Genomic DNA, 25,586 nt, shown 5'->3' with positions numbered 1-25,586 from the left:
CTGATTCTTTTCTGCGCACCTTTTCCGCGGGCCGGCGCTGTTTCATGAAATTTTTCTTACAACGCGCAGTCCGCGCCGTCCGGGAACGTCTAGTAACAAGCAGAAGCTGTAGACGCGGGTATGCGGGCAGAAAGCCGTAACAGGATTGTCGCAAGCGCGCTGCACGGTAGCGGCCGGTGCCAGACCGGCTATCACACAAGGAGCTGAGTGCATCGCTATGCATGATTTCGAGAGCAGGGGCGGCGCGCTGCGCGCCATGATGCGCGGCGCGCCGGGAGCGGTGGCGCTGGCGTTGGCCGTGAACGTGGCCTGGGCGCAGCCGGCGCCGGCCGCGCAGGAGGCGCGCCGCGTCAACATCAACGAGTACATCGTGCGCGGCAATACCGTGCTGGAAGCCCGCGACATCGAGAAGGCCGTCTATCCCTACCTGGGGCCCGACCGCACGCTGGCCGACATCGAGGCCGCGCGCGAAGCCTTGCAGGCCGTCTACCAGGAACGGGGCTACCAATCCGTGTACGTCGATCTGCCCGAGCAGCAGGTGGCCGACGGCATCGTGTTCCTGCAGGTGGCCGAAACCAAGGTCGGCCGCGTGCGCGTGGTGGGGGCCAAGCACTATTCGCCGCTGGCCATCCGCGACGAGGTGCCGGCGCTGCGGGAAGGCGAGGTGCCCAACTTCAACCAGGCGCAGGCCGAGCTGACAGACCTGAACAAGGGCGCCAGCCGCCAGGTGGTGCCGCTGGTCAAGGAAGGCCGCATCCCCGGCACCATGGACGTGGACCTCAAGGTCGAGGACAAGAATCCGTGGCACGCCAGCCTGGGCCTGAACAATGACTACAGCGCCGACACCTCGCGCCTGCGCAGCACCGCGTCGCTGGGCTATGACAACCTGTGGCAGCTGGGCCATTCGGTCAGCCTGACCTTCTTCACGGCGCCGCAGGAAACCGACAACGCCAAGGTCTGGTCCGGCTCGTACTCGATGCCGCTGGACAAGCAATGGAGCCTGCAGTTCACCGGCTACAAGAGCGACAGCAACGTTGCCACCATCGGCGGCACCAACGTGCTGGGCAAGGGCTATTCGTTCGGCATGAGCGCCATCTACACCCTGGCGCCGCAGGGCGATTGGTACAACTCGCTGTCGGTCGGCCTGGACTACAAGAAGTTCGACGAGACCACGCGCTTCGGCGGCAACGAAGACCTGATCCCGCTGAAGTACGTGCCGTTCACTTTCTCGTACAACGGCTACCGCTATTCCGAAGCGTCGCAGAGCAGCATCGGCCTGTCGCTCGTCGGCGCCAGCCGCTCGTTCTTCGGCCTGGGCAGCGACTGGAAGGAATTCGACGACAAGCGCTACCGCGCCAGCCCCAGCTTCGCGCTGCTGCGCGGCGACGGCACCCATACCCAGAACCTGTTCGGCGACTGGCAGCTGGGCTTGCGCGCCGGCTTCCAGCTGGCCTCGGGCGCGCTGGTGTCGAACGAGCAGTTCTCCGCCGGCGGCAGCACCAGCGTGCGCGGCTATCTGGCGGCCGAGCGCACCGGCGACGACGGCTTCCTGGGTTCGGTCGAGTGGCGCACGCCGTCGCTGGCGCGCTGGCTCGGCAGCAATGTCAACGAATGGCGCTTCTACGCCTTTGCCGATGCCGCCACGCTGCGCTTGCGCGATCCGCTGCCCGAGCAGGATTCGAGCTACTCGCTGGCCAGCGTCGGCCTGGGCACGCGCCTGCAGGTGCTGGACTGGCTGTCCGGCTCGCTGGACTGGGGTTATCCGCTCAAGGACGGCCCCAACACCAAGAAACACGATCCCCGATTGAACTTCAGCGTCCGCGCCAGCTTCTGAGCGCGCGCGAAACCGTATTTATCCCGGAGTCCTGACCATGCAACGCTTATTGATGCTCCTACTGACCGTGCTGGCCGGCGTGCTGCCGTCCGCCGCCAACGCCTGGTGGCAACCCGACTGGCAGTACCGCAAGCAGATCACCGTCGACAGCACGCCGCAGGGCGCGCCCTTGGGCGGGCCCGCTGGCCGCACGCCGCTGCTGGTGCGCCTGCACACCGGCAATTTTACCTTCGACGGCATCAACGAGAAGGGCGCCGACATCCGTTTCGTGGCCGGCGACGACCAGACCGTGCTGAACCACCAGCTGGAAGCCTTCGATCCGCTGCTGGGCATGGCGCTGGTGTGGGTCGACCTGCCGGACCTGGCCGATGGCCAGCGCCAGGACATCTGGATGTACTACGGCAACCAGAAGGCGCCGGCATCGGCCAACGGCCAGCTGACGTTCGATCCGAACTACACGCTGGTCTACCACTTCGACAATGCCGCCGGCGCCCCGCCGCGCGACACCACCGGCAACAGCAACAATGCCCAGACGCCCATGGCCGCCGCGGTCGACGGCGTGATTGGCCGCGCCGCGCAATTCGCCGGCGGCGCGCCGCTGATGCTGCCCGCCAGCCCCTCGCTGGCCGTGCCCGCCGCGGGCGCCTTCAGCTTCAGCGCCTGGGTGCGCGCCGACCAGCCGGCCGGTGAGCAACTGGTGTATGCGCGCCGCGACGCCGGCAACGCGCTGCTGATCGGTATCAACCAGGGCGTGCCCTTCGTCGAAGTGAACGGCCAGCGCAGCCAGCCCGGCCAGTCGCTCACGCCGGCCGCCTGGCAGCACCTGGCCGTGACGGCCGACGGCAGCCGCGTCACGCTGTACGTGAACGGCCGCGCCACGTCCTCGCTGGCCGCCAGCCTGCCGCCGCTGAACACGCCCGCCGCCCTGGGCGGCGACGTGCCGGCCCCGGCCGTGGCCGCCGCGCCGGCCGCGCCCGCCAATGGCGAAGCCGGCGCCGCGCCGGCCGAAGCGGCCGCCGCCCCGGCGCCGCATGTGTACGCGCCGTTCGTCGGCGCCATCGACGAAGTGCGCCTGTCGCGCGTCGCCCGTCCCGCCGCGCTGCTGCTGGCCGACGCGACCTCGCAGGGCGCCGAGTCGCGCCTGGTGGCCTACGGCAACGACGAAGAACAGTCGGGCTTCGGTTTCGGCGGCCTGGGCTTCCTGCTCAAGGCCGTGCCGGTCGACGCCTGGGTCATCATCGCCATCCTGGTGCTGATGATGGTGCAGTCGTGGGTCATCATGATCAAGAAGAGCCGCAACGTGGCGCGCGTGGCCAGCGCCAACGAGACCTTCCGCGAGTCCTTCGCCAAGGTCGGCCAGCGCCTGGAACTGCTGGCCGACGACGCCGCCCTGGCCAAGCGCCTGGAGCACGCCTCGCTGTGGCGCCTGTACCGCGTGGCGGTCAATGAAATCCGCACCCGCCGCGAACAGGGCGCCGACACCAGTTCGATCTCGGCCGCCACCATCGAAGCGATCCGCGCCTCGATGGACGCCGTGCGCACCAAGGAAAACCAGGTGCTGGGCGCCAAGCTCGGCTCGCTCTCGAACGCCATTGCGGGCGGCCCGTACATCGGCCTGCTGGGCACGGTGCTGGGGATCATGGTGGTGTTCCTGGGCACCGCCATGGCCGGCGACGTCAACATCAACGCCATCGCCCCGGGCATGGCCGCCGCGCTGCTGGCCACCGCCATGGGCCTGTTCGTCGCCATCCCGGCGCTGTTTGGCTACAACCGCCTGGTCTCGCGCAACAAGGAAGTCAGCGCCGACATGCGCGTGTTCGTTGACGAGTTCGTGACGCGATTGGCCGAAGTGCATGGCGAAAGCCAGGCCCAGGAAGCCGCCCACCAAGGCGGCGCGCGCGCCGCGGCCGCCGCCCGCCCGGCCGCGCGCGAGCCGCAGCCGGCCGCCGCCGAAGCATAAGGAGACGACCCCCATGGCTTCCGTATCCGCATCCCAGGACGACGATGACGACGCGCCCGTCGACGGCATCAACATCACGCCGCTGGTCGACGTGCTCATGGTCGTGCTGGTCATGTTCATCCTGACCGCCACGGCGCAGATCGCCGGCATCAAGGTCAACCTGCCCAAGGCCAGTTCGTCCATCGCCCTGTCGCAGCCCAAGACGAAGGCGATTTCCGTCAACGACGCGGGCCAGGTGTTCCTGGACGCCTATCCGGTGACCCTCCCCGAGCTGGAAGACCGGCTGCGCACGGAAAAAGCGTTGAACCCGGACTTTCCGGTGATCGTGCGCGGCGACTCCGCCGTGCAGTACCAGAAAGTGGTGGAAGTGCTGGACCTGCTGCGCCGGCTGGAACTGGCCCAGGTCGGGCTGGTCACCGGCAAGCCGCGATAGGAGCCGAGGCGACCGTCATGCCGCAACACGCATCCGATTCCCCGCGCACGCCGCACCCCGCGCGCCGCTGGCTCAAGCTGGCCGCGGTCGCGGTGGCGCTGATCGCGGCGGCCTACGCGCTATGGCGCTGGGCCAACGACATGGCCGGGGTGCGCCGCGAGGCGCCCAAGGCCACCGCGATCATCCCGCTGCCGCCGCCGCCTCCGCCGCCGCCCGAGCCGGAAAAGCCGCCCGAGCCCGAGCCGCCCAAGGAAGAGCCGGTGGCGCCGCCCGAGCCCGAGCCCGAGCCGCAGCCCACGCCCGAACCGCCCAAGCCGCAGGACGAGGCGCCGCCGCGCCCGGCCGACGACCTGGCCAACCCGATGCAGATCGATGGCGATGCCCAGGCCGGCACCGACGCGTTCAACATCGGCGCCGGCCAGGGCAAGGGCATGGCCGGCGGCGGAGGAGGGCGCGGTGGCAACGGCACCTACAACCAGTACGTCGCCTACGCGCTGCAGAAGATCCTGAGCCAGGACGACCGCACCCGCAATCTGAGTTTCCGCACGTATGTGGACATCTGGTTCGACGCCGACGGAAAGATCACGCGCGTGTCGCTGGGTCGCGCCGGCGCCGACGCCGAGATCGATGCCCGCGTGGTGGAGACGTTGCGCGCCGTGCCCCGTATCGACGAGCGGCCGCCCGCCTCCATGGGCATGCCGATGCGAATCCTGGTGACGGGTCGCCGTCCCTCTCCCTGAAGTGCTGAATTGAACCGATCCTGGAGTGCCAAGAGAATGAAGTTCCAATTGAACCGGTTGGCGGCATCGCTGGCCCTGGCCGCGGCGGGCGCCGCCGCCGCGTTGCCGGTCACGGCCAACGCCGCGCCCGCCCCGTCCGAAAACGCCACCATCAACCTGATCCGCCTGCTGGTGCAGCAGGGCGTGCTCAAGCCGGAGCAGGCCGACGCCCTGGTGGCCCAGGCCGAAGCCGAAGCCAAGGCCGCCCGCGCCGCGCCGCAGGATCGCGGCGCCGCCGTGGCCCAGGCGGGCGACGTGCGCGTGCCGTACATCCCGCAGACCGTGCGCGACCAGATCCGCGACGAGGTCAAGGCCGAAGTGATGGTGCAGGCCAAGGAAGAGAACTGGGCCCAGCCCAACACGTTCCCCGACTGGGTTTCGCGCATCACCATCGATGGCGACGTGCGCGTGCGCGACGAGTCGCGCCTGTACTCGGGCGGCAACAGCAACGAAATCGTCGATTTCGCCAAGCTCAACGCCAAGGGGCCGTACGACCTGAACCGCAACACCAACGGCAACTATCCGCCGATGCTGAACACGCGCGAGGACCGCCGCAACCAGCTGCGCGTGCGCGCCCGCCTGGGCGTGCGCGCCGACATCTCGGAAGCGTGGACGGCCGGCATCCGCCTGGCCACCGGCAGCGACGACAGCCCGGTCTCGACCACCCAGACGCTGGGCGGCGGCATGGGCAAGAAGGACATCTGGCTGGACCAGGCCTACCTGACCTACCGTCCCGCCAAGTGGGCCACGGTGACGGGTGGCCGCATCGCCAATCCGTTCGAGTCCACCGACATGCTGTTCTCGAACGACCTGAACTTCGACGGCGTCGCCGCGATCTTCAAGCACCCGCTGGAAGGCCGCGACGTGACCCTGTTCGGCACCCTGGGCGCGTTTTCGACCGAGTACGGCTCGAACGGCTGGAACTCGTCGTCGTTCTCGGAAGGCAAGAGCGAAGACAAGTGGCTGCTGGCCGCCCAGGCCGGCGCCGACTGGAAGATCGACAGCCGCAACAGCCTGCGCGGCGCGCTGGCCTACTATCACTTCGACAACATCGCCGGCAAGCGCTCCAGCCCCTGCTCGCCGTGGGCCGGCCAGGAAAACTGCGACACCGACTGGTCGCGCCCGGCCTTCATGCAGAAGGGCAACACCCTGTTCCTGCTGCGCGATATCACCTCCAACCCGCAGGATCCGGCCAACACGCCGCAGCCGCAGTACGTCGGCCTGGCGTCCAAGTTCGACCTGCTCGACGTGAACCTGCGCTGGGACACGCGCGTGTTCAACGGCCTGGGCCTGCGCGTGAACGCCAACTACATCCGCAACCTGGCCTACAGCAAGAGCAAGATGATGAACCGCTCGCAAGGCAACATCGTCAACAACTTCGGCGAGAACGGCGATGTCGAGAGCGGTCCCAACGCCTGGATGCTGCAGGCCACGCTGGGCCGGTCGTACGACCTGAAGGAGAAGGGCGACTGGCTGGCCTTCGTCGGCTACAAGTACATCCAGCCGGATGCGCTGCCCGACGCCTTCAACGATTCGTCGTTCCACCAGGGCGGCACCAACGCCCGCGGCTACTACATCGGCGGCGGCTACGCCTTCGACAAGAACGTGTACGGCGTCCTGCGCTGGATGAGCACGCGCGAGATCTACGGCGCGCCGCTGTCCATCGACACCATGCAGTTCGAGATCAACGCCAGGTTCTGAGGCCATGGACATGCATACCTTGTGGGATGAATCGCGCCAGCCGCGGGCGCGGGAACGCGGCCGGCGGCTGGCCGCCGCCGCGGCCCTGTGCGCCGCGGGCCTGAGCGTGGCGCTGCCGGCGCAGGCCGAGAGCATGGAAGAGCGCCTGCGCGCCCAGTTGCGCAGCACCACCCAGCAACTGCAGCAGCTGCAAAGCGAGCAGGCCCAGGTCAACGCCGCCAAGGCCGCGGCCGAAGCGCAGCGCGACGCCGCCCAGAAAGAACTGGCCGCCTTGCGCAGCCAGCTGGCGAGCGCCAAGGGCCAGGCCGAGAAGCTGGCCGGGCAGCAGGAGGCCGTGATGGAAAGCGCCCAGGCGCAGGTGGCCGCCAGCCACGCCCAGCTGGGCAAGTTCAAGGGCGCCTACGACGAGCTGTTGACGCTGTCGCGCGCCAAGGAGGCGGAACGGCAGACGCTGGCCCGCACCCTGGCGCAGCGCGACACCGAGGCCAAGGCCTGCATCGCCAAGAACCGCGAGATGTACGAGGCCGGCAAGGAAATCCTGAACGCCTACGAACGCATTGGCACCGGCGGCATCCTGGCCATGAAACAGCCGTTCGCCGGCAGCGCGCGCGTCAAGTTCGAGGAGCAGGCGCAGGCGTATGGCGACAAGCTGTACGACGCGCAGGTCGGCGCGACAGCGCCGGCGGCGCCGGCGGCCCAACCCTGAGCGTCCAGGCGCTGTCTTATCTCTTTCATGCAGGGAGACTGTAATGAACGGCTTTGCTTGCGAACCGATCTCTCTGAATTGATCTCTCTGAATTGATCTCTTTTACCTAGGAATGACTGTAATGACCGACTCCAGCCTGATTCGCGACGTGAACGCCGAACGCCTGCAGGAACTGCTGCAATCCGCGGGCTATCGCGTCACCGTGTCCGAGCAGAACGGCATGGTGCAACTGCTGAGCGCCAGCCAGGGCGTGGGCTTTGCCGCGCGCATGGGCAACCCCGCCGTCGAACCCGGCAGCTACCTGGACTACACGCTGAGCTGCGCGCTGCGCGTGCAGGGCGAACTGCCGCCCGGACTGGCCGAGCGCTGGAACGTCGAAAAGCGCTTCGCCCGCCTGACGGTGCAGGGCGTGTTCCTGGTGCTGGAACTGGACGTGATCCTGGCCGGCGGCGTGTCCGAGAACTACCTGCGCGCCACCGCCGAACTGTGGGATCGCCTGCTGCAGGAATTCCTGTTGTTCCTGCGCGCCAACGCCAGCGCCGAAGCCGGCGCCGATACCGACGCCGTTGAACCGCGGCAGGACGCCGCCACCGAGGCGCTGAACTGATCCTTCCGCCAGGCCCGGCGCCTGGCGTTCGGGACGGCAATGTCCCCAACCCCCAGGCCGCCGTGGCGGCGAATGGCGCATCCAAGCAAGCGAGGTTCCGACCATGAACATTCTTTCCAATCAGCCCGCGCGGCTGCGCGTGACCGCCGCGGTGCTGCTGATCGCGGTGCTGGCCGGCGCGGTGGCGCTGATGCGCGGCAGCCCGGCGCAGAGCAGCGAATCCAGTCCCGTGCCCGCCAAGGCGGCGGCCGCGCCGGAAAAGGGCGCGGCTCCGGCCGCCGCCGCCGCCCAGCCGGCCCCGGCCAAGGCGCCGGCCGTGGCCACCCTGGGCGCGGTGCAGGTGGACCGCGACGAACTGGTGCGCCAGCTGGAGGCGCTGCCGCCCGAGGCCCGCGCCCAGCTCAAGGGCAACCGCGCCGGGCTGGACCAGTGGCTGCGCGCCCGCCTGGCCGAGAAGGCGCTGGTCGAGCAGGCCCGCGCCCAGGGCTGGCAGGAGCGCCCCGAGCTCAAGCGCGCCTTCCAGGCGGCGCAGGAGCGCATCGTGCTGCAGACCTACCTGGATTCGGTCAGCCGCGCGCCTGACGACTACCCGGCCGAAGCCGACCTGCGGGCCGCCTACGAGCGCGCCAAGCCGCAGCTGGCGCAGCCGGCGTTGTACCGCGTCAGCCAGATCTTCCTGCCGGCGGCGCCGGGCGACGGCGACGCGGTGGCGGCCGCGCGCAAGCAGGCGCTGGACCTGGTCAAGCGCGCCCAGGCGCCCAAGGCCGATTTCGCCGCGCTGGCCAGGAGCCATTCGCAGGACGCCTCGACCCGCGCGCAGGGCGGCGACATCGGCTACGTGCCGCTGGCGCAGCTGACGCCGGAAATGCGGCCCGTGATCGAACAGCTCAAGGCGGGCGAGGTCGCGGCGCCGGTGCAGTCGGCGGCGGGCTTCCATATTCTGAAACTGGTGGATCTGCGCGCGGCCAGTGTGGCGCCGTACGAGCAGGTCAAGGATGAGTTGCGTGCCGCGTTGCGGACCCAACGCCAGGAACTGGCGGCGAGGGCTTACCTGGAGGGGTTGCTGAATGCAGGAACCGTCAGCATTGATGGCGCGGCCCTCAATGCCGCCTTCGACCAAACCGCGGCTGCCACGACGGCCCAGCCCGCCGTCGCCGCCCGCGCTCCCTGAGCCGGGCGGCATCGCGGCGGCGCTGGAGGCGCGGCTCAGCCAGGCCCTGGGCCAGTCCGGGCCGCCCGCCAGCCTGCAGTGCGCGGCCGCGCTGTTGCAGTCGTTGCGCGTGGCGTTCGCCGGCGAGCTGCTGCACTGGCTGGCGCTGGTGCCGCGGGTCGAACCCGGCCGGCCGCGCGATCCGCTGCGCGACCACAGCCTGGACCTGGCCGACCTGCGCGTGCTGTACCGGGCGTTACGGGTGGCGTGGCTGGCCGAGCTGGTGTTCGGCGGCGTGGAAGATGCGCGGCGCTGGCTCTGCAGCCCCAAGCGCCGGCTGCATGGCCGGGTGCCGTTGCTGCTGTGCCAGCACGGCCGCTACGCCGTGCTGATCGAACAGTGGCTGATCAACATCGATGAAGGAAACGGCCCATGACCGCGCTCTGGCGCTTGAGCAACAGCCAGGACCTGATGCCGCGCGCCCGCCCCCCGGGCCGCTGGCATGCCGTCGGCGCGGCGGTGGTGGTGCTGGACGCCACCCCCGCCGCCGCCGTGTTCGCGCGCCTGGCGCAGGCCGAGGTGGCGCATCCACGCGCCCTGCCGCGCAACTACTTCCTGCTGGAAGTGCGGGTGCCGGTGGCCGCCGTGGCCGAACCGCGCCCGCCGGCCGGCTGGCAGACCGACCTGCAGGCCTCGCGCGCCTTCGGCAACGCCTGGCTGGCGCGCGGCGATACCTTGCTGCTGAAGGTGCCGTCGGCGGCCGGCAGTTGCCAGTACCTGCTGAACGCCGATCACCCACAGCTGGCGCAGTGCCAGATCGTCTCATCGCTGGGCTACCCGTTCGCGCCGCACCTGGCCGGCATCGACGGCGCGGTGCTGGACGGGGCCGGCTGGCTGGCCGCCGCGCCGGACTGACGGGAAGGGCGGCGGCCCTGGCGGCGGCGGGGCCTGCCGCCGGCAAGAGGGGGGCGGCTGGGCATAGAATAGGGCGCATCCCGTCTCTGTCCGCAGGAGCCTTCCGTATGACCGCCATTCCCGCTGCCCCGACGCCCGGCGCAGCGCTGCCCGCCGTGACCGCGCGGGTCGACGTCGTTTCCATCCAATCCCAGGTCGTCTATGGCTGCGTCGGCAACAACGCCGCCATGCCGATATTCCGCCAGGCCGGGCTGCGGGCCGTCGCGCTGCCCACGGTCATTCTGAGCAATACCCCGCACTATCCCACGCTGCACGGCGGCGCGGTGCCGCTGGACTGGTTCCAGGGCCTGCTGCGCGGGCTGGACGAGCGCGGTGTGACCGCGGTGGCGCGCGTCGTGGTCTGCGGCTACCTGGGCCAGCCCGGCCAGGCCGACCTGCTGGCGGACTGGCTGCGCGGGCTGCGGGCCGCGCGGCCCGAGCTGCGGGTGCATATCGATCCGGTCATGGGCGACCGCAACGATGGCCTGTATGTGGACGCCGGGCTGGTGGCGCAGTATCGCCGCAAGCTGGTGCCGCACGCCCATGGCATGACCCCCAACCATTTCGAGCTGGAGCAGATGGTGGGCCGGCCGCTGGCCTCGATCGACGAGGTGGCGGCGGCCGCGCGCGAACTGATCGCCGAAGGGCCGGAGTGGATCGTGGTGACCAGCGCCGCGCCGCAGACGGCCGCGCCCGGCACGCTGCAGCTGGCGGTGGTCACGCGCGACGACTGCGTGGTGCTGAGCCATCCCGAGATCGCCATCCCGCCGTCGGTGCACGGCACCGGCGACGTGTTCATGGCGGCCATCACCACCCGGCTGCTGGCCGGCGATGCGCTGGAAGACGCGGCGCGTGACGCGGCGGCGGCGGTGACCGGCGCCCTGGCCCGCACCCGCGACCTGGGCTGGGAAGAACTGGCGGTGGAAGGCTGACGCGGGCGGGCCGTTGCGCCCGCCCGGCCGCTTCAATACGTCTTGTAAGGCAGGAACTTGCCGCTCATCACGATCTGCACGCGGTCGCCCTTGGGGTCGGCCTCGCGCGTCAGGTCCATCTTGAAGTCGATGGCGCTCATGATGCCGTCGCCGAACTCCTCGTTGATGAGCGCCTTGAACGTGGTGCCGTAGACGTTGATCAGTTCATAGAAGCGGTAGATCAGCGGGTCGGTGGGCACCGTGGTGGGCAGCGAGCCCTTGTAGGGCACCACCTGCAGTTGCACCACCGCGTCGGCGGGCAGGTCCAGCAGGCGGGCGACGGCCAGGGCCTGTTGCTCGGTCAGGGTCATCTGGCCCAGCAGCGCGGCGGTGGTCCATTCCTTGCTCTGGCCGACGGCCTCGGCGATGGCGGCCCAGGACAGCTTCTTTTCCAGGCGGCGGGTGACGATCAGTTCGGTGACTTCGGCGCGGGACATCATGGGGGTTCACTCCTTGTGGGAAGCCTTGTCGACCAGGAAGTCGACGAGATGGTTGCGGATTTCGTAATAGCGCGGCTCGTGGTGCAGGCTGGCGCGGGTGCGGCCGCGCGGCAGGTCCACCTCGACCGACTCGGCGATGCGGGCATGGGGGCCCGCGCTCATCAGCAGGATGCGGTCCGACAGCAGGATGGCCTCGTCCACGTCGTGCGTGATCATGAAGACGGTCTGGCGGGTTTCCTGCACGATGGCGCGCAGTTCGTCCTGGATGGTGCCGCGCGTCAGCGCGTCGAGCGCGCCGAAGGGTTCGTCCAGCAGCAGCATGCGCGGCTGGATGGCGAAGGCGCGGGCGATGCCCACGCGCTGCTTCATGCCGCCCGACAGCTCGCACGGCTTCTTGTCGGCGGCGCGGGCCAGGCCGACCATGTCCAGGTAGCGCAGGCTGTGCTCGCGCACCTGGGCGCGGGAATAGGCCGGCCAGCGCGAACGCACGCCGAATTCGACGTTCTGCAGCGCGCTCAGCCAGGGCAGCAGGGCGTGCGCCTGGAACACCACGCCGCGCGCCAGCGACGGGCCGGCGATCTCGCGCCCGTCCATGATGACGACGCCTTCGCTGGCCTCGTCGATGCCGGCCAGGATGTTCAGGATGGTGGTCTTGCCGCAGCCCGAATGGCCGATCACGCAGACGAACTGGCCCTGTTCGATGTCGAAGTCGATGTTCTCGAACACCGGCGCCGCCGGCCGGCCGTCGCGGCCCGGGTAGCGCTTGGCCAGCGCCTGCACTTGCAGAAAGGGTGGGCTCATGGCGTTCACTCCCGGTAGCTGACCAGCCGCGCGGCGCGCGCCAGCACGGTGTCCAGCAGCATGCCGATCAACCCGATGAAGAGGATGGCGCAGATGATGTTGGCGATGGACAGGTTGTTCCATTCGTTCCAGACGAAGTAGCCGATGCCGGTGCCGCCGATCAGCATTTCGGCCGCCACGATCACCAGCCAGGCGATGCCGACCGAGATGCGCATGCCGGTCATGATGGTGGGCGCGGCCGCCGGCAGGATCACCTGCAGGGCGGTGCGCAGCCGCGACACTTCCAGCGTGCGCGCCACGTTCAGCCAGTCCTGCCGCACGGCGCCCACGCCGAATGCCGTGTTCACCAGCATCGGCCACAGCGAGCAGATGAAGATCACGAAGATGGCGGAGGTGTCGGCGTCCTTGATGGTGTACAGCGCCAGCGGCATCCAGGCCAGCGGCGAGATCGGCTTGAGCACCTGGATGAACGGGTCGAAGGCGCGGTAGACGGTCCTGGACATGCCGATCAGGAATCCCAGCGGAATCGCCACCAGCGCCGCCAGCAGGAAGCCGGTCAGCACCCGCGCCACCGAATACGCCAGCTGGATGCCGATGCCCTTGTCGTTGGGGCCGCGGTCGTAGAACGGATCGCGCAGGTGCTGCCACAATCGGGCGCCGACCTCGGCCGGGCCGGGGAAGGGCGTCTGCGAGCCGCTGGCGGCGGCGTTGCCAACCAGCGCCGCATAGGCCGGATCGACGGTCGCCCCGCCGGCGGCTGGGCGGGTGGCGACGTGCCACAGCAGCAGGAACAGCAGGAACAGGATGACGGACAGGAAGGTCGCCCGCCAGGGTTGCACGGCCCGCATCAGCTCCTCCGGATCTTGAAGCCGGCCAGGTAGGCCTCGGGCTGGGTCGGATCGAAGGGCTTGCCCATCACGCTGAAGGTCTTGGCGGCGTCGGCGGGCGGGGTCAGGCCGGCCTCGCGCATCAGGCGCAGCGCGTCGGTCGCCAGGAACACCTCGTTGGCGACTTTCTGATAGTCGACATCGCCTTTTATCTGGCCCCAACGCTTCATCTGCGTCAGGATCCACACCGCGAACGAGCCCCACGGCATGGGATCGAAGTCGATGCGCTGCGGGTCCTTGAGCACGTTGCCCAGGCCGTCGGCGTAGGTGCCGGTCAGCACCTGTTCCACCACCGTGACCGGCTGGTTCAGGTAGTTGGGCGCGGCGATGGCTGCGGCAATCTCCTTGCGGTGGGCCGGGTCGCGGGCGTAGGCGGTGGCCTCGATGATGGCCTTGAGCAGGGCCTGGTAGGTATTGGGCTGGGCGGTCACGAATTCGCGGCTGGCCGAGAACGCGCAGCACGGATGGCCGTCCCAGATGGCCTTGGACAGGGTGTGGATGAAGCCCACGCCGTCATAGACCGCGCGCTGGTTGACCGGGTCCGGCGCCAGGAATCCGTCGATGTTGTCGGCGCGCAGGTTGGCCACCATTTCGGGCGGCGGCACGGAACGGATCTGCACGTCGGTGTCCGGATCCAGGCCATGTTCGGCCAGGTAGTAGCGCAACAGGTAGTTGTGCATGGAATAGTCGAACGGCACCGCGAACTTGAAGCCCTTCCAGTCCTTCGGATCGCGCCGGTCCTTGTGCTTCATGGACAGGGTGATGGCCTGGCCGTTGATGTTCTCCACGGCGGGCATGGTCCATGGCACGGCGCGGCTGGCGCCCACGCCCAGCGAGATGGCCAGCGGCATGGGCGACAGCATGTGCGCGGCGTCGTACTCGCCGGACATGGCCTTGTCGCGGATGAGCGCCCAGCCGGCGGTCTTGACCACTTCCACGTCCAGCCCCTGCTTGCCATAGAACCCCATCGGGTGCGCTATGATGATGGGCGTGGCGCAGGTGATGGGGATGAAGCCCACCTTCAGCTTCTGCTTCTCCAGCGGGCCGGCGGATTGGGCAAAGGCCTCCTTGGCGGCCGCCAGCGGGAACAGCGCGGCGACGGCGGCCATGGCCGTGCCCCCGCCGACCGCGCGCAGGAAGCGGCGGCGCAGCGGGTCCTGCGGGAACAGGGCGCGCATGACGGCGCCTTCAACGGCGCGGTCAAAGGCGGCGTCGCCGGACGCCGCGCCTGCGCGGGCCTCCTGGCCGCCCGCCGCCGCGCGCGCGTGCTCGGCCTGAGAGGCATGGCGGCCGCAGGCGCAGGCCAGGCGGCTGGCGGGATCGAACGGATTGCTGAACAGGGACATGGAGGCCTCCAGGGTTCGGAATGCCTCCATCTTGGGGCGCGCCGCCGGCGCCCGGTATCGCCGGTTCGACGATATCCGTGTAGGGGGCGCACTACACGGTGCGCGGCCGCGCCGGGCCGGTGCGCGTGGCGCTCAGCGCGCACCCAGGTGGTGCGCGCGGGCATAGTCCACCAGCTCGACCAGCGTGCGCACGCCCAGCTTCTCGAAGATGCGGGCGCGGTAGGTGGAAATGGTGTTCACCGACAGCGCCAGTTGCTCGCCGATGGCCGACACCGATTTGCCAGCCGCCAGCAACTGCAGCACCTGGAATTCGCGGTTGGACAGCAGCTCGTGCGGCGGCCGGGTGCTGTCCTGGCGCACGGTGTGCGCCAGCAGTTCGGCAACGGTCGGCGTCACGTACATCCGGCCGGCGGCGGCATTGATGAGCGCCGCCAGCAGCTCGTCCGGATCGCAGCCTTTGTTCAGATAGGCATGGGCGCCGGCGCGCAGGGCCCGCACCGCGAACTGCGATTCCGGATAGACCGACAGCATCACCACGCCCAGCGCCGGATGGTCGGCGCGCACCGTCTTGAGCACGTCCAGGCCGTCGCGCTCGCCCAGCGCCACGTCCAGCACCATCGCGTCGAAGGGCTCCTGGCGCAGCGCGCGCAGGGCGGCGGGGGCGTCGGCGGCCTCCCGCACCAGGCCCACGCGCGGGTCTTCCTGCAGGATGCGGGCCAGGCCGCGGCGGATGATGAGGTGGTCGTCGACGATCAGCAGGTTCAGAGGCATGGCGTCGTCTCCTCAGGCCGCTTGCGGGTTCAGGCGCAGGCGGGCGCACAGGCCGGCGCCGGGCGCGCTGTCCAGCTCCAGGTCGCCGCCGATGGCGCGGGCCCGTTCGCGCATGCCCAGGATGCCGAAGGTCTGGCGCGTCTCGGGCAACCGCATGCCCACGCCGTCGTCTTCCACTTCCAGCAGCAGGCCATCCTCGCCCCAGACCGCGCTGACGCTGACGCTGCGGGCCCGCGCGTGGCGCTGCACATTGGTCAGCAGTTCCTGCACGATGCGGTAGACGGCGATTTCCGCCTCGGGCGCCAGGCGGCGGCTTTCGGTGTCGGGCGGGCACAGGTAGCGGCAGCGCAGCCCGCTGCGCGCCTGCAGGTCCTGCAGCAGCGTTTCCAGCGCCGCCCACAGGCCCAGGTGGTCCAGCACCACCGGCCGCAGGTCGTTGAGGATGCGGCGGGTGGCGTCCATGGCCGTCTGGGTCACCTCCAGCATGCGGTCCAGGTGGGCCTGCAAGGGCGGCTCGCCCGCCAGTTGCCGGCGCAGCCAGTTCAGGTCCAGTTGCAGCGCGGTGAACGAGGCGCCCAGGTCGTCGTGGATATTGCGGGCGATGTGGGCGCGTTCCTGCTCGCGCAGCGTGCTCAGGTGCGAGGCCAGCCGCCGCAGCGACTCATGGGCGGCGCTGAGTTCGGCGGTGCGCACCTGCACCCGCGCTTCCAGTTGCGCCCGGGTGGCTTGCAGCTCGCGCTCGATGCGCTTGCGCGCGCTGATGTCCGAAAACGTCACCACCGCGCCCACCACCTCCTGGTCGTTGCGGATCGGATACGAGGCGTACTGGGCGTCGAAGCAGGAGCCGTCGCGGCGCCACAGCACCTCGTCGTCGACCCGTTCGCCGCGGCCGTCGCGGAAGGCCTTGAAGATGCGGCAATCGTGCACCGGCATCAGGCTGCGGTCGGCGTGGGAATGATGGATCAGGTAATGCATGTTGCGGCCCACCACCTCGTCGGGGGTGTAGCCCAGCATGGCGGCGCCGGCGCCGTTGATGAAGATGCAGCGGCCGCGCAGGTCGATGCCGTAGATGCCCTCGCCGGCCGACTCCAGCAACATTTCCAGCTGGCGGCGCCAGGCCGCGTGGTGCGACAGATGTTTCAGATCCGCGAACATAGCCTTTAGACGGGCCTGGCCGGCCCGATTCCCCTGGTTCGGGCGGTTTCCGCCCTGTTTTTCCTTTCCGGGCAGTGTACGGCAGGCCGGCGCGTTTATCGTATTTATCAAACACACCGTTCCACCAGGCCGAACAAGTCACCCGCGGCAGGCAGGTAAAATCACCGGTTGTCCACCACGCTGGGAGCCAGAGTGCAGCCGGTCATTTCAGTTCAAGGGCTATCCAAGCGATACGCCTCGGGATTCCAGGCGCTCAAGAGCGTCGACCTGGAAATCCAACGCGGCGAGATCTTCGCCTTGCTCGGCCCCAACGGCGCCGGCAAGACCACGCTCATCAGCATCATCTGCGGCATCGTCAACCCGACCGAGGGCCGGGTGCTGGCCGACGGCCACGACATCCTCACTGACTACCGCGCCGCCCGCAGCGCCATCGGCCTGGTGCCGCAGGAGATCTCCACCGACGCCTTCGAAAGCGTGTGGAACACGGTCACCTTCAGCCGCGGCCTGTTCGGCAAGCCGGCCAATCCCGAGTACATCGAGAAGGTGCTGCGCGACCTGTCGCTGTGGGACAAGAAGGACAGCCGTATCATGGCCCTGTCCGGCGGCATGAAGCGGCGCGTGATGATCGCCAAGGCGCTGTCGCACGAACCCAAGATCCTGTTCCTGGACGAGCCCACCGCCGGCGTCGACGTCGAATTGCGGCGCGGCATGTGGGAGATGGTGCGGCGCCTGCGCGAGAACGGCGTCACCATCATCCTGACCACCCACTACATCGAGGAAGCCCAGGAAATGGCCGACCGCGTGGGCGTGATCCGCAAGGGCGAGATCATCTTGGTCGAGGAAAAGAACGCCCTCATGACCAAGCTGGGCAAGCGCCGCCTGACGCTGACGCTGAAGGCGCCGCTGCCGGGTATCCCCACCGCGCTGGAGCCGTTCCACCTGGAAATGTCGGCCGACGGCCGCCAGCTGGTCTACACCTACGACAACCAGGGCGGCGGCCAGATCTCCGGCCTGCTGCGGCGCCTGACCGAGCTGGACATCGAATTCACCGACCTCAACTCCTCGGAAAGCTCGCTCGAGGAAATCTTCGTCAGCCTGGTGCACGGACAATCATGAATTTCTACGCAATCCGCGCCATCTACCGCTTCGAAATGGCCCGCGCCTGGCGCACGCTGATGCAGAGCGTGCTGTCGCCGGTCATTTCCACCTCGCTGTACTTCGTGGTGTTCGGCTCGGCCATCGGTTCGCACATGGTGCAGATCGACGGCGTCAGCTACGGCGCCTTCATCGTGCCGGGCCTGATCATGCTGTCGCTGTTGACCCAGAGCGTGGCCAACGCTTCGTTCGGCATCTACATGCCGCGCTTCTCGGGCACCATCTACGAAATCCATTCGGCGCCCATCTCGTACCTGGAGATCGTCGCCGGCTACGTCGGGGCGGCCGCCAGCAAGTCCGTCATCCTGGGGCTGATCATGCTGGCCACGGCGCGCCTGTTCGTGCCGTTCGAGATCGCGCATCCGTTCTGGATGCTGGGGTTCCTGCTGCTCACCGCCGTCACCTTCAGCCTGTTCGGCTTCATCATCGGCGTGTGGGCCGACGGCTTCGAGAAACTGCAGATCATTCCGCTGATGATCATCACGCCGCTGACCTTCCTGGGCGGCACCTTCTATTCCATCAAGATGCTGCCGCCGTTCTGGCAGGGCGTGACGCTGTTCAACCCGGTGGTGTACCTGGTCAGCGGCTTTCGCTGGGCGTTCTATGGCGTGGCCGACGTCAACGTCACGGTCAGCGTCGCCATGACGCTGGTGTTCCTGGCCGTCTGCCTGGTGGTGGTGCGCTGGATCTTCAAGACCGGCTATCGCCTGAAGACCTGAGCCTGTCCGTCGGCCGCCCGCCGGAGCAGGGGGGCGGCCCGCGCCAGGCGCCCGCGTGTGCGCCTGGCGCCAGCGCCGGACCGGCTACGCCGCCGCCACGGGCGCCTGGCGCGCCAGCCCGCCATGGGCATCGAGCAGCCGCTCGCGCCACGCGGCCACCGGATCGTCGGCCGCCAGCAGTTCCAGCGCGCTGGTGCAGCGCGCCCACATGAAGAAACCGAACACCGCGTAATCCGCATAGGCCGGCTGCTGGCCGGCCAGGTACGGCCGCCGCGCCAGCGTCTGGCGCAACGGCAGCAGCGAGGCGCGCAGGGCCGCCAGTTGTTCCTCCCGCAGCGCGGGCAGGTCTTCGAGCGGGCCGAAGCGCTTTTCGCGGGTATGGCGGAAGTAGTCCTTGTCCTTGGCGTCGATCAGGGCGTGGATCTCCGGCAGCAGCAGCCGCGCCAGCGTCGGCACCAGGGTGGTGTCGGCCCAGGTGTTGGCGAACAGGCTGAGCGCGCGGCCGGTGTCGCCGCCGAACAGCGAGGGGCGTTCGGGGAACGTGTCTTCCAGGTAGCAGGCGATCTGCCAGGAATCGCTGATCACGTGCTCGCCGTGCACCAGCACCGGCACCAGCTTCTGGCCCGAGAATTCGATCGCTTCCTTGTCGGTGAAGCGCCACGGCACGGTGTTGGCGGACAGGCCCTTGTGGGCCAGCGCCATGTGCGTTTTCCAGCAATGGGGGCTGAAGCGCAGCGTCGGATCGGCGCCGGCCAGGTCATACAGGGTGAGATCGATGGTCAAGATGCCGCACTCCTTGGAAGTATCCCGTTAGGATACCGCCAAGGCGCGGCCGGCAGGGCAGGCGGGGAAAGACGGACGGACCTACTGCACCGTCGCGCCAGCCTTGCCCATCTTCATCAGGCGCTCCTTGAGCTGGGGATTCTGCTGCACGGCCTGGCCGATGCCATTGAATTCCTCCACGGACAGGCCATCGGCCTGCACCAGCTTGACCATCTTGGCGTCGGCTTCCTGGATCACTTTCTGTTTGTCCGCATCGGTCTTGGCGGCGTCGACCTTGGGACGGTATTCGTCCACCACGCCCGACACCTTCTGCGACGCCGAGGCGAAGCGCTGCAGTTGCTGGTCGGTGGGCTGCACCGCTGCCGGCGCCATGGGCGTCTGGCTGGCGGGGGCGTTCTGCGCCAGGACGGGGGCACCGGACAGCGCGGCCGTCAACATGATGGCCGACAGGATTGCGGTTTTGGAATACGGCATGAAACCTCCTTGTTCCGGATGAATGTCCGACCATGATGGCAAGGCACCCCGGGAGGCTTCAAGTTTCGCAATGTGTTTTCCTGTGTCGGCAGGCCACGAGGGGCCGGCCGCGCACAGCAGGGCGGCGCCCGGAGGCGCCGCGGAAACGTTTACGCGCAGTTCTGTGACGTCTTAAAACGAGGGCGTGACCCTTTTTTAGACCATTTCCAGCGCGATCGCGGTGGCCTCGCCGCCGCCGATGCACAACGTGGCGACGCCGCGCTTGCCCTGCGTTGCCTTCAATGCGCCCAACAGCGACACCATGATGCGCGCGCCCGACGCGCCGATGGGATGGCCGACCGCGCAGGCGCCGCCGTGGATGTTGACCTTGTCGCGCGGGATGTCGTGTTCCTTCATGGCCGCCATGGTCACCGCGGCGAAGGCCTCGTTGATCTCGAACAGGTCCACGTCGGCGGTCTTCCAGCCGGTCTTGTCATAGAGCTTCTTGATCGCGCCCACGGGCGCGGTGGTGAACCATTCGGGTTCCTGCGCGAAGCTGGCGTGGCCGACGATGCGGGCGATCGGCTTGCAGCCGAGCTTGCTGGCGGTGGATTCGCGCATCAGCACCAGCGCGGCGGCGCCGTCGGCGTTGCCCGACGAGGACGCGGCGGTGATGGTGCCGTTGGCGGCGAAGGCGGGCTTGAGGGTCGGGATCTTCTCGACGTTGAGCTTCTGCGGACGCTCGTCCAGCTCGATCACCGTGTCGCCCTTCTTGGACTTGATGGTGACGGGCACGGTTTCCCATTTCAGCACGCCGTCGCGCGCGGCCTTCTGCGCCCGCGAGACCGATTCCACCGCGAAGGTGTCCTGTTCTTCGCGGGTGAAGCCGTATTTGGCGGCGCAGTCCTCGCCGAACGTGCCCATGGCGCGGCCCACCTGGTAGGCGTCTTCCAGGCCGTCGAGCATCATGTGGTCGTACATGGTGGCGTGGCCGGCGCGATAGCCGCCGCGCGCCTTGGTCAGCAGGTAGGGCGCGTTGGTCATGGATTCCATGCCGCCGGCCACCACCACGCCATAGGTGTCGGCGATGATGCCGTCGTGCGCCAGCATCGCGGCCTGCATGCCCGAACCGCACACCTTGGACACCGTGATGGCGCCCACCGACGACGGGATGCCCGCCTTGATCGAGGCCTGCCGCGCCGGCGCCTGGCCCTGGCCGGCCTGCAGCACATTGCCCATCAGCACCGCGTCGACCTGGTCGGGCTTGAGTCCGGCGCGCTCGAGCGCGGCGCCGATGGCGACGGCGCCCAGCTCGTTGGCGGAGAGGGTGGAAAATTCGCCCTGGAAGGCGGCCAGCGGGGTGCGCGCGGCACTCACGATAACGATGGGATCAGACATTTGAACGCTCCTTGTCGATGGGAACAACGTAAGGGGGGAGATGCTTCAATGGCCAATTTCCAAGGCAGTATAGACGTGGCCTTGTGCACTGCGATAGCCGCATTCAAACAGGCGACCCGGCCCGAATTCCGGCGTCGCGGCGCGCAGCAGGCGCAGTTCCAGGCACTGCCGCGCCGGATCGATCCGGGTGACGGAAACGTCGGCGAAATCGAACGCCACCCGCGTGAGCGGCTGCATGCATTTGTAGAACGCCTCCTTGGCCGAGAACAGCAGCGTGGCGAACTCGGCGCGGGTCAGCGCGCCGGCATCGAACGCGCGTTCCTCGGGCCGCATGCAGAGCGATTCGATCGCCTCCACGGAGGAGGGGTCGGCAATCGCTTCGATGTCGATGCCGACCGCGCGCACGTCGCTGTGACGCGCCACCGCCACGCCTACCAGCCGGCGGCTGTGGCTGATGGAGCCGACGTAGCCCGCGGGCCAGATGGGTGAGCGGTCCGCGGCCACGCCGACATCGGTGGCGGGCGCGCGCAGCGCCGCCAGTAGCGCCGCCGCCAGCCGCCGGCCGGCCTGGAACTCCGCCTGGCGGCGCTGTGCCGGCGGCAGGCCGCCGGCGGCGCTGGCGCCGGGCGTGATCCATTCCAGCCGCTGCGCCAGGCGGGCGCTCAACGGCAGCGAGGGCAGGGCCTCGGTCGAGTCGCCGGTCATGGCCGGCCGCCGCGGACAAGCGGCGCGAAAAAAGAGGTGGCGCGCAGGTGCATGAAAAGGAATGAAACGGGGTGGAAAAACCCGCCTGAAACCGCTGGAAAAAGCCCATTCCAGGTGCCGGAAGCTTCTTATACACTGGCGCCTCGAAGCCCGCACGGACAAGATGCGGGCCGCCAGAAAAGCGCGGTGGATTCCGCCGCGCAACGGCAAGACCGGCACGCTATCCGGGGAGACAATATGAGTGACTTTCACCTGACATTGCTCGCCTTCAAGGAATCTCCCGCGCCGCAGGTCATCTGCAGCGCGCGCAAGATCTCGGAATGCAATCACTCCTTCGCAAATCTGTTCGGCTACACGCGCAGGGAACTGGTGGGCAAATCGATACTCCAGCTTTACCCCTCGCTTTCCGATTTTCACCAGATCGGCCAGCGCTGCCTCAAACACCTGGAAAGCAATTGCTACTACGAAGACGAGCGCTTCATGCAGCACCGCAGCCGCGAGGTGTTCTGGGCGCGCGCGCGCGGCATCACCCTGACCCCGGAAGACCCTTTCGACCTGATGATCTGGAGCTTCGAGCGCATCGCCGAAAACTGCCTGCGCACGGCCAACCTGACGCGGCGCGAACGCGAAATATCCGCTTACGTCGCCAACGGCCTGAGCTGTAAGGAGATCGCCATGCGGCTGGACATCTCCTATCGCACGGTGGAGGTGCATCGCGCCCGCATCATGCGCAAGCTGGACGCGAAGAACACCGCCGAACTGGTGTCCAAGATCATCCTGGTCGACAACATGGCCTGAGCGGGGCCGCGCGTACCGCTTCATTTTCCGAGCATCATCTCAGGCAGGATCGTGACGATGACAGGGAAAAAGAACAGGATCAGCGTGGTCACCACCTCCATGATGACGAACCACCAGGCGCCGTGGAAGATCCGCGTCAACGGCGTCTGGCGGTCTATGCCCGCGATGACGAACACATTCAGCCCGACCGGAGGCGTGATCAGGCCGATCTCGCACATCTTCACGGCCAGGATGCCGAACCAGATCGGGTCAAAGCCCAGCGACACCACCGTGGGGAACATGATCGGCAGCGTGATCACCAGCATCGAGAAGGCATCCAGGAACATGCCCAGCGGGAAGTAGGCCAGCAGCATCAGCCCCACCACCAGCAGTGGCGGGATGTCCGAGGACACGATCACCTCGGCGATCTGCTGCGGGATCTGCACCAGGCTCAGGAACAGGCTGAAAAGGCCCGCGCCCAGCATGGTGAACAGGATCATCACGGTGGTGGTGACGGCGTTGCGCAGGCTTTCGACCAGCTTGCCGCCCAGTTCGCCGCGCGCCTGCCGGGCGCACAGCAGCATCACGAACGCGGCGAACGCGCCGACCGCGGCGGCCTCGGTCGCCGTCACGAAACCCAGGTAGATGCCGCCCAGCACGATCAGGAACAGCACCAGCACCTGCCAGCCGTTGCGGATCGACAGCACGCGTTCGCGCCACGGGCTCTTGGGCAGCACCGTCGCGGCCATCTGCGGCGAAGCGCTGATGACGCGGATGCCCAGGATGAACACCAGCGTCGACAGCAGTCCGGGCAGCACCCCGGCCACCAGCATCTTGCCGGCCGAGACCTCGGTCAGGGCGGCATAGAAGATCAGCAGCACGCTGGGCGGGATCAGCACGCCCAGTACACCGCCGGCCGCCACCGCGCCCGCCGACAGGCGCGCGTCGTAGCCGGCGCGCTTCATCTCGGGGATGGCGACCGCGCCCACGGTGGCAGCCGTGGCCACGCTGGAGCCCGACGTGGCGGCGAAGCCGGCGCAGGTCAGCACGCTGGCGATGGCCAGTCCGCCGGGCATGTGGCCGACCCACTTGCGCGCCATGTCGAACAGCCTGCGGCCCACGCCCGCGTGATGGGCGAAGGCGCCCATCAGGATGAAGAGCGGGATCACGGTCAGCAGGTACGAGGCCGACTGCGCATAGGAATACGACTTGAGACGGTTCAGCACGAAAGCGCTGTCCTCGACCAGGACCAGGCCGGTGATGCCGGCCAGCGCCAGCGCGGCGAAGACCGGCGCGCCCAGCAGCAGGAATACGAAGATCAGGCCGGTGGCGACCAGGGTTATGGTGACGTCGTCCATGGAGGAAATTCCCGCGAGAGGGTCAATGCGAGGCCAGCGCCGGGGTGGCGCGGGCAGCGGGTTCGGCGCGGCACAGGCTGCAGCCAGCCTGGGCCAGCATCTGCAGCGCGCCGAACCACAGGCCGAGGGCGACGATGGCCTTGGTCCACCAGATCGGCACTTCCACGTAGCCCCAGCGGAACTCGCGGATCTCGATCGATTCCAGCGCCTCGCCGGTGGCGGGATAGGCCAGCATCGCCAGCACCGCGGCGGCGGCCAGCCATGCCAGCGCGTCCATCCATTGCGCCACGCGCGGCGGCACCTTCTTGTGCAGCAGCGTGACGCGGATATGGGCGTCGTCCATCTGGGTCCAGCCCAGGCCGAAGAAGACGATCACGACCAGGCTCAGTTCGGACATCTCGAACAGGCCGGGAATGGAATGGCCGTAGATGGCCCGCACGATGGCGTCGAGCGTGATGCCGAACATCAGGAACAGCAGGAACAGCGTGGCGATGGCGCCGAGCACGTTGGAGACAGCGCGCAGCGCCACGCCCAGTCGGGAGGAATAGTCCATGGGTCTCTGCCTGTGGCGGCCCGGCGCGCGCCGGGCCGCGGGGAAGGAAACGGCGTCAGGCCTCGGCGGCCAGTTCGTCGAAGCGTTTCAAGCTGCCCTGCGCGTCGTACTTGGCGATGGCCTGGTTGACCAGGGCCTGCATCGCCAGGCCGTCCAGGCCGGCGGGCTTGGCCACCCGCTCGACCCAGCCCTCGGTCTGCGCCGGCTGCACCAGGGTGCGCGCCCGGTCCTTCTCGGCCTGCGACAGCGACGAGAACTTGGCGCCCTCGGCCTTGGCGGTCTTGACGTACTGGCGCGCGGCCGCCTCGTAGATGCGCGCGTATTCGCCGCCGTAGATTTCGCTGACGATCTGGTCACTGACCTGCTTGACCGGATCGGGGAAGTTGTTCCACACGCGGGCGTTGATGATGGTCGCGGCCGGGCCGTGCGGGCCGTCGCCGATATCGGTGAAGTAGGGCGCGATCTCGTGCAGCTTGTAGGCCACGGCGGTGATGAAGTCAAAGCCGTAGACGCCGTCCAGCACGCCGCGCTCCAGCGCGGTGTAGACCTCGGGCGCGGCCATCGGCACGGCGGTGCCGCCCAGGCGCTCGATGACCTCGTTGGCGGCGCCGTAGCCGCGGATGCGCTTGCCGCGGATGTCCGCGATCGAGTTGATCGGCTGGCGCGTCACCAGCGGCGCGTAGTACCAGTTGGTCCAGTACAGCACCTTGCTGTTGTAGCGCCGCTCCCATTCGTCGCGTAGCGGCTGGTACTCGGCGTAGACGTCGCGGCACAGCCATTGCAGCGCGTCCGAGCGGTGCATGCGGTAGTACCAGTCCAGCCCGCGCGTGACCGGCAGCTGGGCCTGGTAGTAGCCCGGCGAGATAAGCGACATTTCCGAGGTGCCGTCACGCACGGCGGACAGGTGCTCGCCGACCTTGTTGAGCGACTGCGCCCAGTAGCGTCGCACCTTGACCGCGCCGTTGCTGCGGGTCTCCAGCTGCTTCAGGTACCACTCGTCCAGCCGCGAGGGGCCCGACGTCTCGCTGATGTAGCTGTCGAACTTCAGGGTGACCGGCTTGGCCGCGGCGGCCGCGCGGCCGGTCCAGATGGCCGGGGCCGATGCGCTGGCCAGCAGGCTGGCGGCCTTGATGAAATCGCGTCTTCTCATGCTCTCCTCCTTGGGGGATTCCGGCTTCTGATGCGCCGGT

The 25,586-nt window shown here is 68.5% G+C and carries 27 protein-coding genes; 14 read left to right on the top strand and 13 right to left on the bottom strand.

What is annotated here, in order from left to right; genetic code table 11:
• Positions 1-217 precede the first annotated feature (217 nt).
• From ACUTAG_RS03660 to pdxK, 11 genes are all read left to right on the top strand, one after another.
• Positions 218-1,834, top strand: a complete 1,617-nt coding sequence (locus ACUTAG_RS03660; protein WP_006385391.1) for a ShlB/FhaC/HecB family hemolysin secretion/activation protein — start codon at positions 218-220, stop codon at positions 1,832-1,834.
• 37 nt (positions 1,835-1,871) lie between these two features.
• The gene (locus ACUTAG_RS03655) at positions 1,872-3,794 is read left to right on the top strand and encodes a DUF2341 domain-containing protein (RefSeq protein ID WP_024069658.1); all 1,923 of its coding nucleotides are present in this window, start codon (positions 1,872-1,874) and stop codon (positions 3,792-3,794) included.
• 13 nt (positions 3,795-3,807) lie between these two features.
• A complete protein-coding gene (locus ACUTAG_RS03650) occupies positions 3,808-4,227 on the top strand; it encodes an ExbD/TolR family protein (RefSeq protein ID WP_006384781.1) in 420 nt (139 codons plus the stop codon).
• 17 nt (positions 4,228-4,244) lie between these two features.
• Positions 4,245-4,967, top strand: a complete 723-nt coding sequence (locus ACUTAG_RS03645) for an energy transducer TonB (RefSeq protein WP_148318298.1) — start codon at positions 4,245-4,247, stop codon at positions 4,965-4,967.
• A 36-nt stretch (positions 4,968-5,003) separates the two neighbouring features.
• The gene (locus tag ACUTAG_RS03640; RefSeq protein ID WP_006385387.1) at positions 5,004-6,707 is read left to right on the top strand and encodes a putative porin; all 1,704 of its coding nucleotides are present in this window, start codon (positions 5,004-5,006) and stop codon (positions 6,705-6,707) included.
• Between the two features lie 4 nt (positions 6,708-6,711).
• Positions 6,712-7,413, top strand: coding sequence for a hypothetical protein (locus tag ACUTAG_RS03635; RefSeq protein ID WP_024069656.1), 702 nt, complete (start codon positions 6,712-6,714; stop codon positions 7,411-7,413).
• 121 nt (positions 7,414-7,534) lie between these two features.
• A complete protein-coding gene (locus ACUTAG_RS03630) occupies positions 7,535-8,020 on the top strand; it encodes a YbjN domain-containing protein (protein ID WP_148318296.1) in 486 nt (161 codons plus the stop codon).
• Between the two features lie 103 nt (positions 8,021-8,123).
• A complete protein-coding gene (locus tag ACUTAG_RS03625; protein WP_024069654.1) occupies positions 8,124-9,191 on the top strand; it encodes a peptidylprolyl isomerase in 1,068 nt (355 codons plus the stop codon).
• Positions 9,124-9,606, top strand: coding sequence for an MbcA/ParS/Xre antitoxin family protein (locus ACUTAG_RS03620; RefSeq protein ID WP_026383047.1), 483 nt, complete (start codon positions 9,124-9,126; stop codon positions 9,604-9,606). The genes ACUTAG_RS03625 and ACUTAG_RS03620 overlap by 68 nt, the downstream gene beginning before the upstream one ends.
• Complete coding sequence (locus ACUTAG_RS03615; protein ID WP_148318294.1) at positions 9,603-10,085, top strand: RES family NAD+ phosphorylase; 483 nt, start codon at positions 9,603-9,605, stop codon at positions 10,083-10,085. The genes ACUTAG_RS03620 and ACUTAG_RS03615 overlap by 4 nt, the downstream gene beginning before the upstream one ends.
• Positions 10,086-10,192: 107 nt before the next feature.
• A complete protein-coding gene (gene pdxK / locus ACUTAG_RS03610) occupies positions 10,193-11,056 on the top strand; it encodes a pyridoxine/pyridoxal/pyridoxamine kinase (protein ID WP_047991288.1) in 864 nt (287 codons plus the stop codon).
• Positions 11,057-11,088: 32 nt separating this feature from the next.
• Here pdxK and cynS read toward each other — a convergent pair whose 3' ends face one another.
• The 6 genes from cynS to ACUTAG_RS03580 all read right to left on the bottom strand — a co-directional run bounded on the left by cynS (position 11,089) and on the right by ACUTAG_RS03580 (position 16,495).
• Positions 11,089-11,532 carry a cyanase gene (cynS, locus tag ACUTAG_RS03605; RefSeq protein ID WP_026383045.1) on the bottom strand — a complete coding sequence of 148 codons (444 nt, stop codon included), beginning with the start codon at positions 11,530-11,532 and terminating at the stop codon, positions 11,089-11,091.
• A 9-nt stretch (positions 11,533-11,541) separates the two neighbouring features.
• Positions 11,542-12,336 carry an ABC transporter ATP-binding protein gene (locus tag ACUTAG_RS03600; RefSeq protein WP_026383044.1) on the bottom strand — a complete coding sequence of 265 codons (795 nt, stop codon included), beginning with the start codon at positions 12,334-12,336 and terminating at the stop codon, positions 11,542-11,544.
• A 5-nt stretch (positions 12,337-12,341) separates the two neighbouring features.
• A complete protein-coding gene (ntrB, locus tag ACUTAG_RS03595; protein ID WP_058664855.1) occupies positions 12,342-13,184 on the bottom strand; it encodes a nitrate ABC transporter permease in 843 nt (280 codons plus the stop codon).
• Entirely contained in the window at positions 13,184-14,569 is a 1,386-nt protein-coding gene (locus tag ACUTAG_RS03590) for a CmpA/NrtA family ABC transporter substrate-binding protein (protein ID WP_148318292.1), read from the bottom strand. The genes ntrB and ACUTAG_RS03590 overlap by 1 nt, the downstream gene beginning before the upstream one ends.
• Before the next feature lie 132 nt (positions 14,570-14,701).
• Entirely contained in the window at positions 14,702-15,340 is a 639-nt protein-coding gene (locus ACUTAG_RS03585; RefSeq protein WP_020928595.1) for a response regulator, read from the bottom strand.
• 12 nt (positions 15,341-15,352) lie between these two features.
• Positions 15,353-16,495: a sensor histidine kinase gene (locus tag ACUTAG_RS03580; protein WP_148318290.1), complete on the bottom strand. Its 1,143-nt coding sequence runs from the start codon at positions 16,493-16,495 to the stop codon at positions 15,353-15,355.
• 192 nt (positions 16,496-16,687) lie between these two features.
• Here ACUTAG_RS03580 and ACUTAG_RS03575 point away from each other — a divergent pair, with 192 nt between their 5' ends.
• Both ACUTAG_RS03575 and ACUTAG_RS03570 read left to right on the top strand, forming a co-directional pair.
• On the top strand, positions 16,688-17,611 hold the full coding sequence (locus ACUTAG_RS03575) for an ABC transporter ATP-binding protein (RefSeq protein ID WP_148318288.1): 924 nt from the start codon (positions 16,688-16,690) through the stop codon (positions 17,609-17,611).
• Positions 17,608-18,369 (top strand): ABC transporter permease, encoded by a 762-nt coding sequence (locus tag ACUTAG_RS03570; protein WP_054517026.1) that lies wholly within the window; start codon positions 17,608-17,610, stop codon positions 18,367-18,369. The genes ACUTAG_RS03575 and ACUTAG_RS03570 overlap by 4 nt, the downstream gene beginning before the upstream one ends.
• A gap of 84 nt (positions 18,370-18,453) precedes the next feature.
• Here the strand turns inward: ACUTAG_RS03570 and ACUTAG_RS03565 are convergent, their stop codons facing one another.
• The 4 genes from ACUTAG_RS03565 to ACUTAG_RS03550 all read right to left on the bottom strand — a co-directional run bounded on the left by ACUTAG_RS03565 (position 18,454) and on the right by ACUTAG_RS03550 (position 21,708).
• Positions 18,454-19,152: a glutathione S-transferase family protein gene (locus ACUTAG_RS03565; protein WP_446649989.1), complete on the bottom strand. Its 699-nt coding sequence runs from the start codon at positions 19,150-19,152 to the stop codon at positions 18,454-18,456.
• A gap of 81 nt (positions 19,153-19,233) precedes the next feature.
• Positions 19,234-19,626 (bottom strand): DUF4168 domain-containing protein, encoded by a 393-nt coding sequence (locus ACUTAG_RS03560; protein WP_006386112.1) that lies wholly within the window; start codon positions 19,624-19,626, stop codon positions 19,234-19,236.
• A gap of 195 nt (positions 19,627-19,821) precedes the next feature.
• Positions 19,822-21,003 (bottom strand): acetyl-CoA C-acyltransferase, encoded by a 1,182-nt coding sequence (locus tag ACUTAG_RS03555; RefSeq protein ID WP_020928590.1) that lies wholly within the window; start codon positions 21,001-21,003, stop codon positions 19,822-19,824.
• A 45-nt stretch (positions 21,004-21,048) separates the two neighbouring features.
• The gene (locus tag ACUTAG_RS03550) at positions 21,049-21,708 is read right to left on the bottom strand and encodes a 4'-phosphopantetheinyl transferase family protein (protein WP_148318286.1); all 660 of its coding nucleotides are present in this window, start codon (positions 21,706-21,708) and stop codon (positions 21,049-21,051) included.
• A gap of 237 nt (positions 21,709-21,945) precedes the next feature.
• On the opposite strand from ACUTAG_RS03550, the gene ACUTAG_RS03545 reads away from it, so the two are divergent.
• Positions 21,946-22,506 (top strand): LuxR family transcriptional regulator, encoded by a 561-nt coding sequence (locus ACUTAG_RS03545; protein ID WP_006386116.1) that lies wholly within the window; start codon positions 21,946-21,948, stop codon positions 22,504-22,506.
• Between the two features lie 20 nt (positions 22,507-22,526).
• On the opposite strand, the gene ACUTAG_RS03540 is transcribed toward ACUTAG_RS03545, so the two are convergent.
• The 3 genes from ACUTAG_RS03540 to ACUTAG_RS03530 are packed head-to-tail and all read right to left on the bottom strand — an operon-like array spanning position 22,527 to position 25,546.
• Positions 22,527-23,843, bottom strand: coding sequence for a TRAP transporter large permease (locus tag ACUTAG_RS03540; protein ID WP_006386117.1), 1,317 nt, complete (start codon positions 23,841-23,843; stop codon positions 22,527-22,529).
• A 22-nt stretch (positions 23,844-23,865) separates the two neighbouring features.
• Positions 23,866-24,396: a TRAP transporter small permease subunit gene (locus ACUTAG_RS03535; RefSeq protein WP_148318284.1), complete on the bottom strand. Its 531-nt coding sequence runs from the start codon at positions 24,394-24,396 to the stop codon at positions 23,866-23,868.
• A 55-nt stretch (positions 24,397-24,451) separates the two neighbouring features.
• Positions 24,452-25,546, bottom strand: a complete 1,095-nt coding sequence (locus ACUTAG_RS03530) for a TRAP transporter substrate-binding protein (RefSeq protein WP_148318282.1) — start codon at positions 25,544-25,546, stop codon at positions 24,452-24,454.
• Positions 25,547-25,586 lie beyond the last annotated feature (40 nt).

It is taken from the genome of Achromobacter sp. CSND-B12 (assembly GCF_052906545.1).
The sequence above is the reverse complement of the archived record's forward strand: the minus strand, read 5'-3'. Positions and strand labels throughout refer to the sequence as shown.